The following is a 14994-nucleotide window of genomic DNA, read 5'->3' on the forward strand; positions in this document are numbered from 1 at the left end:
CATGAAAAGGATATTCATATTCATCGCTGCGTGCTTCATCATCTTCACATCGAAAGCACAATTAGAAAACACCCGATTTGAAATTACCGAAGGCATTGCCGATGCCACCCTCCAAAAAGCGATGGAGAAGAACGCCTCGCTGCTGCTATCGTCGTTCAACACCGCGGTCATGGAGGGCAAAAAACCGAAAATTGACAAAGACTGGTGTACCGACGGCGCCAAGAAAAGCATCGAGGAGCTTTGGAAAAACTCGACTATCGCTTGCCCCCTCTCTCTGGTCAAAGAGAAAGTAACCCGACTGCCGGGTGGCGGATACCAAATACGCAACATAGCCATCACCGTATTGTCGGCCCCCAAGGATAAGCAGGACCAGGAGATTGTTATCAATTTCAGTAATCAAGGATTAATCGACTATGTGAACATAGCTCTCGAACAGAACCGCTACGTCGACATTATCGGAGCCAACATCTCGCTGAAAGACTTTGCCCGCCGGCAAATCATCGTGGACTTCGTCGAGAGTTTCCGAACTGCATACAACCGCAAGGACATCAAATACATCGAATCGGTATTCAGTGACGACGCCTTGATTATCACCGGCAAGGTCATCAAGGTAAAGAAAAGCGACAACCCCTATTTCAACTCCCTGGGAAGGGAACGGGTCGAATACATGACCCAGTCGAAAGCCCAATACATTGCCGGTCTGAAACGATGCTTCAAACGCAACAAATATATCGACGTGGAATTTGAAGACATCGAGGTGATGCGCCACCCGGCCAATCCCACCATCTACGGGGTGACCCTCAAACAGGAGTGGGGATCCAGCACCTACAACGACACCGGCTTCGTGTTCCTGCTCATCGACTTCAAGGACGAGACCCAACCGTGTATCCAGGTGCGCACCTGGCAGCCCGAGCGTTACAACAACAAAGTACTGGATCGCAACGAACGATTCAGCCTCGACTCCTTCAACATTCACTAATCAAACCTCCACTTCATGAAAAAACTGATTATTCTCATTCTCTTATTCATACCACTTTACAGTCACGCGCAAAAGATGCTCGAGGTAATCGACATAAGCAACACCGCATCGATTGATATTTTTGCCCACGAAGACCGCAAAGAGGCATTGATCCGGTTCGTATGCGACAAATCCATGGAACTGATATTCAAGAGCAACTACGATAGCCCTTACCATAAGGACATTCTCTCGATAACCATCGACACCATAGGAACCGACAAACAATACTCGCTGGTTATTCCTACCGAAGGGAAGGGCACCAGCTACGACGGTCGAATACTGACCATCTACTGCAACGGATTCGACAAATACGAAATGCCCAATTTCAATTTCCCTGCGGGTCTGGCCAAAACCTATCAGGTGTCCGACCCCTATCGGAAGCTGAAAAATCCCTATTTCCAAGCCATAGACAACGCCACCAAACTGTTTGCCTCCGGTAACTATATCCAGGCCAAAACCCAGTTGGCACTGGCCAAACAAACGCCTGAATACAAGCTCTACAACGACTCGGTCGACTATAAGATGGCCGCCGCAGACTCCATCATCAAATGGCGCGACTTGGGCGATGCCGCTTTAAAAGAGATCAACTACATGACTGCGAGCCGATATTTCGACAAAATTTTGAAACTGAATCCGCAAGACGAATATGTACGCGACAAGTACGAGAGTACCTTGATCTCCATGTCGACCGACTGCCAGAACTATTTCATGCTGGCCGAAGATCTGTTTGCCAACAAAGACTATGATCGGGCCCTGACCTATTACCAGAAAATCATCGACCAGGAGTGTATTCTCGCCACACAGGCCCAGGAAAAGATACTCTACATCAAAGACTGGAAAGAATCCCGAAAATCAAAATCCGAGTTCTTCGTGTATGAATACAACCCCACGACCCCCATCGGGTTCTCGGTTGGTACCTGCAACACTCACAAAAGCGGAGGCTTCTTTACCCTGCGTACCAACGTCGATGTGTTTCATGCCATGAAGGGTGTCCCCGACGAGTTGATACACCCCCGAGCCAATGTCGCCTTCGGCTGGGTTATTAAAGTCTACCCGCCGGTTTGGTTCACACTCGGACCCGGATATTCGGGGCACGGTATCTGGAAAACGGTTCTTGACGAAGACAACGAAGAGGAGCACGAATTTGTCTGGGCCAACGCCATATCACCCGAGGTGGGTGTCATCGTAAAATTCTGGCACATCACCCTCAAATACTCGTTCCAATACAACTTCAACCTGGAACCGTCGTACAGCGACATGTTCAAGAAAATGGGACATTACGTCGGTATTGGTGTCTGCTGGTAAAACAGCCCCACTCCTTCATATGATTTGGTTACAAAAAAATAAAAACCGCACCGATAGCTCGGTGCGGTTTTTATATGCCTCGGAAAAGAGATTAAACTCTCTTCTCTTTGATACGGGCTTTTTTACCGGTGAGTGCACGCAGATAGTACAATTTGGCGCGACGCACTTTACCACGACGGTTGATTACGATCTCTTCGATGAACGGCGACTCGATGGGGAAGATTCTTTCTACACCTACGTTGCCCGACATCTTGCGAACCGTAAAACGCTTTTTGTTACCGTGACCCGAGATACGGATAACGTCCCCGCGGAATTGCTGGATACGCTCCTTGTTACCCTCTTTGATACGGTAAGATACGGTAATCGTGTCACCACTGCGAAAATCGGGGTGCTCTTTACCGCATGCGAATGCTTCTTCTGCAATCTTAACTAAATCCATTTTTAATAGCTATTTAAAATGTTTATAATGAAACGTAATGTAACAGGCCACTTTTCCTGCCAGAGATTACGAAAAGCGGTGCAAAGTAACAACTTTTTTGCCACATAGCCAAGAGATACCCGTTTTTTTTACTCGTCAACCGGCTTCCATTGAGGATAAAAAGAATCCGGGACGCAACAAATTTAACGGCCCGTTTGATATATCTTCCCGAAATTTGTAATTTCGTCCAACAGAAATCAAGTAACTCACAAAAAATACCCTGATACTTATGGTAATAAAGAAAATCTTCGGAATCACGGCCATATGCCTCTCGGTCGCCCTGTGCGGACTGGCGCAGGAGGGGCGCGTCGTCATCTTGCACACCAACGACACCCACAGCCAGATAGAACCCTTCGACCCGTCGCACAAAAGCTACGGCGGACTGGGCGGCGTGGTGCGCCGCATGGCCATCATCGACAGCATTCGCAGTGCCGAGCCCAACGTGCTGCTGGTCGATGCGGGCGATGCCATTCAGGGCACGCCCTATTTCAACCTCTTCGGGGGCGATGTCGAATTTAAGGCGATGAACGCCATGGGCTACGATGTGCGCACACTGGGCAACCACGAGTTCGACGCGGGCATGACGAAGCTCGCCGAGCTGGTCAAGCAATCGACGGCCGACTTCATCTCGACCAACTACGACCTGTCGGCCACGCCGCTGGCCGGGTTGGTGAAGCCGTGGGTAATCCGCGAAATAGGCGGCTATCGGGTAGGCTTCCTGGCCCTGAATGTCAACCCCGAGAATCTGATTCCGGCCGAACTGTGCAAAGGGGTGGTATTCCACGACCCCATCGAGGCGGCCAACAAGACGGCCCGACTGCTCAAAGAGAAGGGGGCCGACATCGTGGTGGTTCTCTCGCACCTGGGCTACTCGGCCGAGAATGCCTCCGACACGACCGACCCGCAGGTGGCTGCCGCCAGCAGTGACATCGACCTTATCATCGGCGGACACTCGCACACCGTAATCGACCCCGAGAAAATCGATGCCAACCCCGATTCCGAGTTGCGCTACCGCGTGAAGAACCGGGAGGGCCGCGAGGTGGTCATCGCCCAAACCGGTATGGGCGGAGCCTACCTGGGCTACATCGCCATCGATCCTCACAAAAGTAAATAATCCCATTGCACACGACTTATGAAAACAACACAGAAACATCTCTACACCATATTTGCGGCTGCGCTGCTCACCCTCTCGGCCTGCACCACGGCGCGCACGGAGTTTGACATCACCTCGCGGCTCATACCTGTCGACGCCCATTGGGACCAGACGCCCGAGCCCGAGATGGAGGCGCTTGTAGCCCAATACAAAACGAGTGTCGACAGCATCATGCACATCGTCATCGGCACAGCAAGCCAATACATGGAGGCGGCCCGTCCCGGCTCCCTGCTCACCAACCTGACGGCCGACATCATCAAGAGCGAGGCGGCAAGCACCTTCGGCGAACCGGTCGACCTGGCCATCACCAACATCGGTGGCATACGCAATCCGCTGATGCAGGGCGAGATTACACTCGGCACCGTCTACTCCATCTTCCCCTTCGACAATACGCTCTGCCTCATCAAGTTGAAAGGTAGCGACCTGCGTGCCCTCTTCGACATCATCGCATCGCGGGGCGGCGAGGCTGTCAGCCACGAGGTGCGCATGACCCTGGCCGACGGGAAAGCGACCAACCTCACCATCGACGAGGCTCCCATCGACGACAACCGCATCTACTCGGTGGCCACCATCGACTACGTAGCCAACGGGGGCGACCACATGACGCCGTGTCTGAATGCAACCGAGCGGAAAAACAGCGCCACCTCCCTGCGCGACGCCGTCATCAACTACATCGGAAACGAAACCCGGGCACATCGTGCCATCTCGGCTCTGGACGAGGTGCGCATCGCTCCGGCCAACCCTCAATAACGACACATGAAAAGACTGGCAGTATATACGGCACTTCTCCTCACCCTGTTCGCCCCATCGGGACAGGCGGCCGAACCGACCCTGTTACGGGAGGCCGACCGACAAAAGATGGAACAGTGGACCGACTCGGTATTCAACACTCTCTCGCCCGCAGAGCGCACGGCCCAGCTGTTTGTCATCACCGTACGCAACAGCGACACGCCCCAAAACCGCCAGTCGCTGCGACGCCTCGTGCGGGAGTTGAAGGTGGGCGGACTGCTTTTCGACTCGGGATCGGTACAGGACCAGGCGGCCCTCACCAACTACTGCCAGGCCCTGTCGAAGGTCCCCCTGCTCATGACCCTCGACGGTGAATGGGGGCTGGCCATGCGCCTGACCGACACGCCCAAGTTTCCCTTCAACATGACGCTGGGAGCCGTTCAAGACGACTCGCTTCTTTATGAATACGGGCGGGCCGTAGGCCGACAATGCCGTCGCATGGGCATACAGGTCAACTTTGCCCCGGTGCTCGACATCAACAGCAACCCCGCCAATCCGGTTATCGGCAAACGCTCGTTCGGGCAGGCGCTCGACAACGTCTCGGCCAAGGGCATCGCCTATGCGCGGGGGCTCGAAGCCGAGGGGGTATTGTCGGTGGCCAAACATTTCCCGGGCCACGGCGACACCTCGGAGGATTCGCACAACACGCTGCCGCTCGTGCCTCACAGCAAAGAGCGACTCCTGCGCATGGAGATAGAACCCTTCAAACGCTACGTCGACAGCGGGCTGTCGGGCATCATGGTGGGCCACTTGAATATCCCCGCACTGGACCCTTCGGGCCGGCCGGCCTCGCTCTCGGGCGAAATCGTGCACGACCTGCTGTGCGACTCGCTGGGTTTCGAAGGACTCGTCTTCACCGACGCCCTGAAAATGAAAGGGGCTTCTACCTTCGGCAACACGGCCCTGTTGGCCCTGCTGGCGGGCAACGACATCGTGCTGAACCCCTCGAATCCCGAGGCTCAGCTCAAAGCCATCGCCCAGGCGGTAGCCGATGGCCAACTTTCGCAACAGTTCATCGACGAGAAATGTAAAAAGATACTGCGATACAAGTATGCGCTGGGTCTGGCCTGCCGGAAGGCCATCGACATGGAGCGGCTCGTGGCCGACCTGAACGCGCCCGAATACGAGGCGTTGAACCGCCGGCTCCACAGCGAGGCACTCACCCTGCTGCACAACCGCCACCACACGATACCCGTCACCCTCCTGGACAAGACTCGGATAGCCGTCGTATCGGTGGGGAGCAACTCCCAATCGGTATTCCAGAAGACCACGGCACTCTACACTCCCGAGGCGGGACGCTTCGACGACAGCACCGACCTGTCGCTGCTGCTCGACACCCTGCACCACTACGACCGGGTGATTGTGGCCATACACAGCGACAAGACCCAGTACCGGGCCCGCATCGGGCGCCTCTGCCAAACGGGCAAAGCCATCGCCGTCTGCTTCTTCTCGCCCTACCAGATGAGCCGACTGGGACACGAGTTGGCCCACAACCGCGCCTTGCTGCTGGCCTACGAAGATACACCACTCATGCAGGAGTATGCTGCACAGGCAATCTTCGGCGGCTGTGCCATCGGCGGGAAACTGCCGGTAGACCTGGAAGGAGCCTTTGAACAGGGCGAGGGCATACGCACCGAGAAGTGCCGCCTGGGCTACACCCTGCCCGAGGTCGTGGGCATGGACAGCCGACTGCTCGCGAAGGTCGACTCGATCATTGCCGAGGGTATCGCACAAGAGGCCTTCCCGGGGTGCCAACTGCTGGTGGCCCGCCGGGGCGAGGTGGTGTGGAACAAAGCCTACGGCTATTTCGACTACGAGACCCGTCGCCACCCGGTCGCCACCGACGACCTCTACGACCTGGCTTCGGTCTCGAAAGCTACGGGCACCCTGCCCGCCGTGATGAAGGCCTGCGACGACGGCCGCATTGAACTGGGTCGTCCCATGAGCCACTACTTTGCACCGCTGCGCAAGAGCGACAAGCGGAACCTCACCGTGCGCCAGGCACTGCTCCACGAGACCGGCCTGCGGGCCTCGCTGAACATGGGGTCCGTCCTCATCGACCCTCAAAGTTTCACCCCGCCGCTTTTCAAACGCCGGTCGGACGCTACCTACTCGATACCGGTCGATGCCTGCACCTTTGCCAACCATCACGCTCGGCTGCGCACCGACCTCGTTGCCACGCAACCCTCCGAGAAGTTTCCCATCGAAATTGCCCGCGGAGTATATGGTGCCGCGTCGCTCCCCGACACCCTCATCGCCCGCATCATCGCCACCCCCCTGCGCCGCTCGAAGCGCTACCTGTACAGCTGCCTCAACTTCATTCTCCTGAAAGAGACGGTCGAGAGCGCCACAGGCGAACCGATGGACCAGTATTTGCACAAACACATCTATGCCCCGCTGGGCATGACGACCACGGGATACCGTCCGCTCGACCGGTTTCCCGTCGAACGGATAGCCCCCACCGAGCACGACTACCTCTACCGTCGGCAACTGATTGATGGCTATGTGCACGATGAGACGGCCGCCTTCTTCGGCGGCGTGCAGGGCAACGCCGGGCTCTTCGCCTGTGCCAACGACTTGGCCAAACTCTGCCAGATGTGGCTCAACAATGGTTCGTATGGAGGGGAACAGATTCTGTCGGCCGAGACCGTGCACCGCTTCCTGACCGAGAAGAGTGCCACCAGTCGCCGCGGACTGGGCTTTGACAAGCCCGACACGAAAGATTCCGAGAAGAGCCCCACCGCCCCCGAAGCCTCGGCTGCTACCGTGGGGCATCTGGGATTTACCGGAACCTGCTTCTGGATAGACCCCGAGCAGGAGCTCATCTACATCTTCCTCTGCAACCGCATCTATCCCTCGCGCACGCACAACGCCCTGGCCGAACTCAACGTCCGGCCCGAACTCTTCTCGGCCATCTACCGGGCCATCACCGATTATTCAAAGTAGAACGAAAGCACCACCATGTTGGAGGTGGCCTTTTTCAAGGATTGGGTAAACTTGATATCGGCAGGGTCATTCAAGTCGTTGCGATTGCGATTAATCACATTGGTCAGCCCGAAGCAGAATTTCAGTTCGGGAATCAGTTTGAAATAGGGCAGATAAAGGTCACACCCGAAACCGATAGTCAGGTAACCGTCAAAGGTATTCAGTTTGAGCAGGTCGTTCCGCTTCTTCGACACGTCGGCCGTAGCCATCACACCGCCTATCAGATAGGGGCGATAGTTGTTGCAGCGCTCGGCGCTGAACTTCAACTCGACGGGCAGCACGATATAGTTCGATTTCAGGTCCTGAGTCCGGTACTCCTGCGTATTCGACTCCCGGTACTTCACCACCTTGTTGCCAAAGAAGATACCCGGCGACACCCGCAAGTTGAGGTATTGGCACAGGTAGAGGTCGGCCATGAGATTCACGTTGAAGCCCGGCGAAAAATCGGGAATATCCATGTACCAGCTTTCGCCACTCTCGGTGACGAACCCCGAGTGGACGAAGGTCATGTCCTGCACATGGGTACCGATGGAGAAACCCAGGTGCAACAGCTTGTAGTCGGCATAAGGCAGATTCTGCACCTTGCGGGGCTGCGCCCACACCGTGCCGCCTACCAGCGACAGGAGCACAACCACCCCGGCACACCACCGCGCGGCCGATATTCTGCACAAGAATATCCGCTGCCACAGAGAATTGCTATGTAGCCTTCGGTTCATCATCGAGTAACTATCTATCAAACGGGAAAACCGCCCCGATATTGTTTCGACAGGATTGTATTTGATTTTTTATCACCTCCCGCATGCCAGGCAAAAACAGGTATCACAAGCAGGGTCGCTTTTACACGACGATAGGGGAATAAAAGAGGGAGCAAAAAATTACCTATTATATTGCTTTATACTAATTTATATTTTATTTTTGTCATACAGTTCTATAAAAGCGTATTGCCCTATTCCCCGCAAATAGAGAGTTCCCCTGCGCTTTTCATTTATATACCTGCCGCAAGGGGGGACTGGCAGAATTATAAATCAATTCCGTTATGAAGATACATCTACAAATTTGGCTTTGGATTGCAGCAATCTTGTCGGGAGTATTTCCGATGAGTGCGTATGACTTTCAAGCAGATGGAATTTATTATGGTCTTAATGGCGAGGAGGCTACGGTTGTTCAGGGTGATACCCCCTATTCAGGCAATGTGGTTATCCCATCGTCGATTTCGTATGACGGCAATACCTATTCGGTAACCGCCATCGGGGAAACAGCTTTTGAGAGTTGCAGCGAATTAACCTCCATAGCCCTGCCCAACACGGTAACCACAATCGGATATGCGGCTTTCTACAATTGTAGCAGCTTAGCCTCGGTTTCGATGGGAAATTCGGTAACCAGCATCGGAGTTCATGCCTTCTTTCTGTGCAGCAGTTTGGCTTCTATAACCCTGCCCGCTTCGGTAACCTCCATCGAAACCGATGCATTCCTGAGTTGTGCAAATCTGGAAGAGATTATCGTCGCGGAAGGAAATAATTCCTATTCATCGGTAGATGGGGTATTGTATGATAAAAACAAGACAGTCCTATTAAAGTGCCCCGATAAAAAATCGCAGGTAACCATACCCTCCTCGGTAACGACTATCGAAAACGGGGCTTTTACAAGTTGCCACGGTTTAACCTCAATCGAGATTCCCAATTCAGTAGAGCGCATCGGCCAAGCTTTTGCTGGTTGTCGGAACTTAACCACAGTGTCGATTGGGAACTCGGTAACCGCTATCGGAAACGGGGCTTTCTCGGCTTGTACAAGCCTGGAAGAAATTATCGTCGCGGAAGAGAATCCTTCTTATTCATCGGTAGAGGGGGCATTATACAATAAAGACCAGACCGTGTTATCGAAGTGGCCAGATAAAAAACTGAATGTAAGTATACCCAATTCGGTAACCGCCATCGGTAATTACGCTTTTGAATATTGCAGCGAATTGACCTCCATAACCCTGCCCGAATCGGTGACCACCATCGGAGAATGGGCTTTCTCCGGGTGCAGTGGTCTAACCTCCATCGATATTCCCCATGCAGTAAAGAACATTGGCTATCAAGCCTTTTCATATTGCAGCAACTTAACCTCTATATCGATAGGAAACTCGGTGATTGTTATCGGTGACTACGCTTTTGAAAATTGCAATAGCTTAACCTTGGTAGCGATGGGAAATTCGGTTTCCGCTATTGGCAACCATGCCTTTTCCGGGTGCAGCAGTCTGCCGTCCATAACCTTGCCCGCATCGGTAACCCGCATTGGAGCGAATGCCTTTTGGAGGTGCAACAACTTGCAGAAGATATATTCATGGCCCCAAAATCCGCCAGAGATTGCCTTCAACACATTCTCAATTGATCACTATACCTCCTCCACCTTATATATACCGACCGGCTGCAAATCGAAATATGAGGCAAACCCAAATTGGTACAATTTCATGAATATGGTTGAAATACAAAGCAGTGTCGATGAAATCGACCGTCAGGAACTACACATTTATGTGGTTGACTGCACCCTGCATGTCGAGAATGACGGAGCCGCCTATCGGGTATATAGCGCCTCGGGCAAAGCGGTGTATGCAGGCAACGCTGCCACCCTCTCCCTCGCCCCCGGCGTGTATGTGGTTTGTACGGAAAACGATGTTCAGAAAGTATTGGTGAAATAATAGCACACCTTACCTTATTATATGGGGCGATGGGGCCGTTGGGACCTGTCGCCCTTTTTATAGCCGGGATTATCACTCCGCACCGCGATGCCACGTAGCACGTCGTATCACGATGCTATCGGGGAGCCGAAATAAAATCGACAAACAGAACTCAACAGGATTCAGAAGCAGAATTGTGCCAGAAATTATCCCCCATTTTTTTTGCAATCGCAATAAAAGTACTACATTTGTGCTGCAATTAGATCTAATTATTTCAAACTAAAAACTACAAAACAATGGCTTACGTAATTAATGACAACTGTGTTGCTTGCGGTTCTTGCATTAGCGAGTGCCCGGTAGAAGCTATCTCGGAAGGCGATATCTACAAAATCGATCCCGATAAATGCTTGAGCTGCGGAACTTGCGCCGAGGTTTGTCCTAACGACGCTATCCACGAAGCATAAGAAGCACACACGTGAAAAATTAAAGAAAGGGCTGTGTCTCGATGAGACACGGCCTTTTTCATGTTTATCTATTTATAAACTGGCCTAGTCGATAAAATTCAGGATGAAATCTCAGTAAAATATCGATTTCTACATCTTTGTGAAGATTGTTATAAATATGGCACCAAAAATGCTTTTCCCGTGGGGCTTCACATGTAGTTAAAAATGGACAAAGGGAGCAGATACAGCAGTATAAATGTAGGGATTGTGGACGTCAGTTCCTAGGAGGGAAACGTCGTAATAAACAGCAGATTATCACAGATTACATGGAGGGTAAACAGCCTCGGAAACAGCTCGCTGAGAAAAATGTCGTATCTATTAGGACAATAGAACGAGATTTGGAAGGAATGCGTTATGTACAGAAGGTATTATAGAATTCGGCTCGGTTAAGCCAAAACTTGAAAACTTTGTTTTCTGTTTGTCTTTGCTCTCTCCTTTTGCTATATTTGTTCTTCATAAAAACGAAACGAACGTGGAAAATCGCATTAAGTTAAAGGTCCTGGGATTGACATACAGTCAAGTGAAAAAAGGTGCATACGCTTTGGTGCTGGCCGAGGAGGAGGGCCCTCGCCGTATTCCCGTGGTCATAGGGGTGGCCGAGGCTCAGTCGATAGCCATATCGCTCGAAGGTATCATACCGCCGCGACCGATTACGCATGACCTCTTTGTAAGTTTTGCCCATGGCTTCGGTATTCGTTTGAAGGAGGTCTGCATTTACAAGTTTGAGAATGGAGTCTTCTCCTCCGAGATGGTCTTCGACGACGGTACCCGCGAGATTCGGGTCGATGCCCGCACCTCCGATGCCATTGCTATCGCGTTGCGCACCCGTTCCGATATTTATGTCATGCAGGATATTATCGAGGAGGCCGGGTTTATTTATGAAGAGAGCGATGAGAAAAATATCGTTCGGGGAGACCATGAACCGGCTCAGAAGGATCGTGGCCTGTCGAGCTGTTCGCGCAAGGAGTTGAAGGAGAAGCTCGAAAAAGCTATTGCCGAGGAGGCCTACGAAGAGGCCGCCCGCATACAGGAGGAGTTGAATAAAAGAGATAATCGCTTGTGAAAACAGCGATATTTTGGTAGCTTTGCCTGCTGATCTAAACCATGTACAGGTGTAGAGGATAAATCGCAATACAAAAAACACGATTATATGAAAAATATCAAACTACGACTTATCGTAATGAATTTTCTCCAATTCTTCATTTGGGGAGCCTGGCTCTGTACCTTGGGGCTTTATATGACGACCCCTACCGAAGAAGGAGGTTTGGCATTCGACGGTGCACTCGTGGGCAGCGTGTTTGCCCTGTCGGGTATCGCTTCACTCATCATGCCGGCACTGATTGGAATCGTTTCCGACAAATGGATTAACGCCGAGCGGCTCATGGGTGGCTTGCACTTTGTGGGTGCCATTGCGCTTTTCAGTGCGGCTTTCATCTCGGACTACGACTGGTTCAAGATTGCCATGCTGGTCAACATGCTGGCCTATATGCCCACCCTTTCGCTCTCCTATACGGTGGCCTATAACGCCATCGACAAGGCCGGTCTCGACCGGGTCAAGGACTATCCGCCGGTGCGGGTGTGGGGTACGGTCGGGTTTATCGTGGCCATGTGGATTGACAACTTTACGGGGTTCAGTGCCAACAACGGGCAGCTGATTATGGCCGGTGTCGCTTCGGTGGTGATGGGGTTCTACTGCTTCACCTTGCCGGCTTGCCCGCCGGCCAAGGCGATGAAGAACAGCGGACTCCTGTCGATGTTGGGGCTCGACGCATTGTCGCTCTTCAAGAACTACCGCACGGCCGTCTTCCTGCTCTTCTCGTTCCTGCTGGGTGCCGCCTTGCAGGTGACCAACATGTATGGGGTACCCTTCCTCGACAGCTTTAAGGCTACCTCGCCCGACTCGTGGGCCGTTAAATATGCCGTTATTCTGTCGTCGCTTTCACAGGTATCCGAGACTCTCTTTATATTGGCGATTCCCTTCTTCATGAGCCGTTACGGCATCAAGCGGGTGATGATCATCAGTTTCATGGCCTGGGTATTGCGGTTCGGCTTCTTTGCCATCGGCGGGCCCGAAGGTTTCTCGGTACTCTTCCTCATCTTGTCGATGATTGTCTACGGTATGGCCTTCGATTTCTTCAATGTGTCGGGTTCGCTCTTTATTGCCGACGAGGCTCCGGCCGAAATCAAAGCCAGTGCGCAGGGTATCTTCATGATGATGACCAACGGTCTGGGTTCGATTGTAGGTGGTTATGGCGCCGGCTGGGTAATCAAGTCGCATACCGTAGCCGGGGTAATCGACTGGACTTCCTGCTGGACTATCTTTGCCGGATATGCCCTTGTCATCGGCGTGCTGTTTGCCTTGACCTTCCACTATAAACACCAACGGGTAAAACCGGCCAACGCTTGATTGACGCAAAGAGACCATGCAGATATTCTATGCTCCCGAGATAGAGACGCTCCACGAGTTGCCCGAGGCCGAGAGTCAGCACTGTGTGAAGGTGCTGCGCATGAAGGAGGGCGACGAGATAGGTATTATCGACGGTCGGGGTACCCGCTATCGGGCCGAGATTGTCTTGGCTCACCCGAAGTGTTGCAGCGTAAGACTGCTCGAAAAGGTGGCTGCCCCTAACCCGTGGACCGCTCAGGTGCATGTGGCTATTGCTCCCACCAAGAATCTAGATCGCATCGAGTGGTTTGCCGAGAAGACTACCGAGATTGGTATCGATTCGATAACCTTGCTGCGCTGCCGGTTCTCGGAGCGGAAGGAGCTGAAGACCGAGCGGTTGAACAAGATTCTTGTCTCGGCCATGAAGCAATCGCTCAAAGCGGTACTGCCGCAACTCTCCGAGATGACTCCCTTTGCTGAATTTGTAGCTCGTCCCTTCGACGGGCAGAAGTTCATTGCCCACTGTTACCAGGAGGGTGAGCGTCGGGAGTTGACCGAACTCTATCGACCCGGTGAAAATGCCTTGATATTGATTGGCCCCGAGGGCGATTTCAGCCCCGAGGAGGTGGAGCAGGCTCTCGCCTGTGGATTTCAGCCCGTGATGCTGGGGCCGAGCCGCCTGCGCACCGAGACGGCTGGGGTAGTGGCCTGCCACACGATACACGTCATGAATCAATTAAACCCGAAATAATGGAAATCGAAAAACTGAAATATACCGACAGCGGCAACTTCTTCCTGATGGCCGGCCCCTGTGTAATCGAAGGGGAGTCGATGGCCATGGAGATTGCCGAGAAAATCGTGCGTATGACCGATGCGTTGCACGTTCCCTACATATTCAAAGGCTCTTACCGTAAGGCCAACCGTTCCCGCCTCGACTCCTTTACCGGCATCGGCGACGAGAAGGCCTTGAAGATTCTGCGCCGGGTGGGCGAGACCTACCAGATACCGGTTGTGACTGATATTCACACGGCCGACGAGGCCCGCATGGCGGCCCAGTATGTCGACGTGTTGCAGATTCCCGCCTTCCTGTGCCGTCAGACCGACTTGCTGGTCGCCGCCGCCCAGACCGGGCGTGTGGTCAACATCAAGAAGGGGCAGTTCCTCTCGCCCGAGTCGATGAAGTTTGCCGCTCAGAAGGTAGTCGATGCCGGCAATGACCGGGTGATGATTACCGAGCGGGGCACCACCTTCGGCTATCAGGATTTGATTGTCGACTATCGCGGTATCCCGGTGATGCAGAAGTTTGGATTCCCCGTCGTGCTCGATGCTACCCACTCGTTGCAACGGCCCAATCAAGACTCGGGTGTAACCGGTGGTATGCCCGAACTCATCGAGACGATAGCTCGTGCCGGGGTGGCCGTGGGGGTCGACGGCCTCTTTATGGAGACCCACCCCAATCCCCGCGAAGCCAAGTCGGACGGTGCCAACATGCTGCCCCTCTCGTTGCTCGAAGGGCTGCTCACCCGGTTGGTACAACTGCGACGCACGATCCTCGCTTTTGACCGGAAATAACACTCTCCGATTATAACCCAGTTACGGGAGGAAACGACACGAGGGGCATTGGCCTCTGAAATTTGTTCTCTCCCTTTTTCCCCGTCCTCAGACCCGGTGAAAACCTGCGGCCCGATTTGCCCGGGCTGGCTCCATTTTGTATCTTT

General features: G+C 53.2%; 14 protein-coding genes. 12 read left to right on the forward strand and 2 right to left on the reverse strand.

The annotated features are described in order from the left end of the window. Position 1: 1 nt before the first annotated feature. Together BARVI_RS09370 and BARVI_RS09375 are read left to right on the forward strand one after the other, a co-directional pair. On the forward strand, positions 2 to 979 hold the full coding sequence (locus BARVI_RS09370) for a Cif family virulence factor (protein ID WP_025278992.1): 978 nt from the start codon (positions 2 to 4) through the stop codon (positions 977 to 979). 15 nt (positions 980 to 994) lie between these two features. Beyond that, positions 995 to 2323, forward strand: coding sequence for a tetratricopeptide repeat protein (locus tag BARVI_RS09375; protein WP_157232581.1), 1329 nt, complete (start codon positions 995 to 997; stop codon positions 2321 to 2323). A gap of 91 nt (positions 2324 to 2414) precedes the next feature. On the opposite strand, the gene rplS is transcribed toward BARVI_RS09375, so the two are convergent. Beyond that, positions 2415 to 2762 (reverse strand): 50S ribosomal protein L19, encoded by a 348-nt coding sequence (gene rplS / locus BARVI_RS09380; RefSeq protein WP_025278994.1) that lies wholly within the window; start codon positions 2760 to 2762, stop codon positions 2415 to 2417. Positions 2763 to 3030: 268 nt separating this feature from the next. Between rplS and BARVI_RS09385 the strand changes: the two genes are divergently transcribed. From BARVI_RS09385 to BARVI_RS09395, 3 genes are read left to right on the forward strand one after another with little or no spacing between them, the layout of a single operon-like run. Continuing rightward, positions 3031 to 3915, forward strand: a complete 885-nt coding sequence (locus BARVI_RS09385) for a bifunctional metallophosphatase/5'-nucleotidase (RefSeq protein ID WP_051401115.1) — start codon at positions 3031 to 3033, stop codon at positions 3913 to 3915. Between the two features lie 18 nt (positions 3916 to 3933). Further along, a complete protein-coding gene (locus BARVI_RS09390; protein ID WP_025278996.1) occupies positions 3934 to 4704 on the forward strand; it encodes a 5'-nucleotidase C-terminal domain-containing protein in 771 nt (256 codons plus the stop codon). 6 nt (positions 4705 to 4710) lie between these two features. Continuing rightward, complete coding sequence (locus BARVI_RS09395; RefSeq protein WP_025278997.1) at positions 4711 to 7689, forward strand: glycoside hydrolase family 3 N-terminal domain-containing protein; 2979 nt, start codon at positions 4711 to 4713, stop codon at positions 7687 to 7689. Here the strand turns inward: BARVI_RS09395 and porT are convergent. Then, positions 7677 to 8447, reverse strand: coding sequence for a type IX secretion/gliding motility protein PorT/SprT (gene porT, locus BARVI_RS09400; protein ID WP_232213972.1), 771 nt, complete (start codon positions 8445 to 8447; stop codon positions 7677 to 7679). The genes BARVI_RS09395 and porT overlap by 13 nt on opposite strands. A gap of 317 nt (positions 8448 to 8764) precedes the next feature. Here porT and BARVI_RS13030 point away from each other — a divergent pair, with 317 nt between their 5' ends. From BARVI_RS13030 to kdsA, 7 genes are all read left to right on the forward strand, one after another. Next, positions 8765 to 10408: a leucine-rich repeat domain-containing protein gene (locus BARVI_RS13030; RefSeq protein WP_025278999.1), complete on the forward strand. Its 1644-nt coding sequence runs from the start codon at positions 8765 to 8767 to the stop codon at positions 10406 to 10408. Between the two features lie 275 nt (positions 10409 to 10683). Next, positions 10684 to 10851, forward strand: a complete 168-nt coding sequence (locus BARVI_RS13190) for a DUF362 domain-containing protein (protein WP_084547037.1) — start codon at positions 10684 to 10686, stop codon at positions 10849 to 10851. A gap of 155 nt (positions 10852 to 11006) precedes the next feature. After that, complete coding sequence (locus BARVI_RS13700) at positions 11007 to 11264, forward strand: IS1/IS1595 family N-terminal zinc-binding domain-containing protein (protein ID WP_420535316.1); 258 nt, start codon at positions 11007 to 11009, stop codon at positions 11262 to 11264. 98 nt (positions 11265 to 11362) lie between these two features. Continuing rightward, complete coding sequence (locus BARVI_RS09410) at positions 11363 to 11953, forward strand: bifunctional nuclease family protein (protein ID WP_025279000.1); 591 nt, start codon at positions 11363 to 11365, stop codon at positions 11951 to 11953. 87 nt (positions 11954 to 12040) lie between these two features. Next, positions 12041 to 13297, forward strand: coding sequence for a nucleoside permease (locus BARVI_RS09415; RefSeq protein ID WP_038534333.1), 1257 nt, complete (start codon positions 12041 to 12043; stop codon positions 13295 to 13297). A gap of 16 nt (positions 13298 to 13313) precedes the next feature. After that, positions 13314 to 14027: a 16S rRNA (uracil(1498)-N(3))-methyltransferase gene (locus BARVI_RS09420; RefSeq protein ID WP_025279002.1), complete on the forward strand. Its 714-nt coding sequence runs from the start codon at positions 13314 to 13316 to the stop codon at positions 14025 to 14027. Next, complete coding sequence (gene kdsA / locus BARVI_RS09425; RefSeq protein WP_038534335.1) at positions 14027 to 14848, forward strand: 3-deoxy-8-phosphooctulonate synthase; 822 nt, start codon at positions 14027 to 14029, stop codon at positions 14846 to 14848. The genes BARVI_RS09420 and kdsA overlap by 1 nt, the downstream gene beginning before the upstream one ends. Positions 14849 to 14994 lie beyond the last annotated feature (146 nt).

The organism is Barnesiella viscericola DSM 18177, assembly GCF_000512915.1.
In the GTDB taxonomy this organism is placed as follows: Bacteria; Bacteroidota; Bacteroidia; order Bacteroidales; family Barnesiellaceae; genus Barnesiella; species Barnesiella viscericola.

Coding starts and splice junctions, on each gene's coding strand:
- BARVI_RS09375 (WP_157232581.1), top strand. CDS start 995: ATGAAAAAACTGATTATTCTCATTCTCTTATTCATACCACTTTACAGT.
- BARVI_RS09415 (WP_038534333.1), top strand. CDS start 12,041: ATGAAAAATATCAAACTACGACTTATCGTAATGAATTTTCTCCAATTC.
- BARVI_RS09395 (WP_025278997.1), top strand. CDS start 4,711: ATGAAAAGACTGGCAGTATATACGGCACTTCTCCTCACCCTGTTCGCC.
- rplS (WP_025278994.1), bottom strand. CDS start 2,762: ATGGATTTAGTTAAGATTGCAGAAGAAGCATTCGCATGCGGTAAAGAG.
- BARVI_RS09420 (WP_025279002.1), top strand. CDS start 13,314: ATGCAGATATTCTATGCTCCCGAGATAGAGACGCTCCACGAGTTGCCC.
- BARVI_RS09370 (WP_025278992.1), top strand. CDS start 2: ATGAAAAGGATATTCATATTCATCGCTGCGTGCTTCATCATCTTCACA.
- BARVI_RS13030 (WP_025278999.1), top strand. CDS start 8,765: ATGAAGATACATCTACAAATTTGGCTTTGGATTGCAGCAATCTTGTCG.
- kdsA (WP_038534335.1), top strand. CDS start 14,027: ATGGAAATCGAAAAACTGAAATATACCGACAGCGGCAACTTCTTCCTG.
- porT (WP_232213972.1), bottom strand. CDS start 8,447: ATGATGAACCGAAGGCTACATAGCAATTCTCTGTGGCAGCGGATATTC.
- BARVI_RS09390 (WP_025278996.1), top strand. CDS start 3,934: ATGAAAACAACACAGAAACATCTCTACACCATATTTGCGGCTGCGCTG.
- BARVI_RS09385 (WP_051401115.1), top strand. CDS start 3,031: ATGGTAATAAAGAAAATCTTCGGAATCACGGCCATATGCCTCTCGGTC.
- BARVI_RS13190 (WP_084547037.1), top strand. CDS start 10,684: ATGGCTTACGTAATTAATGACAACTGTGTTGCTTGCGGTTCTTGCATT.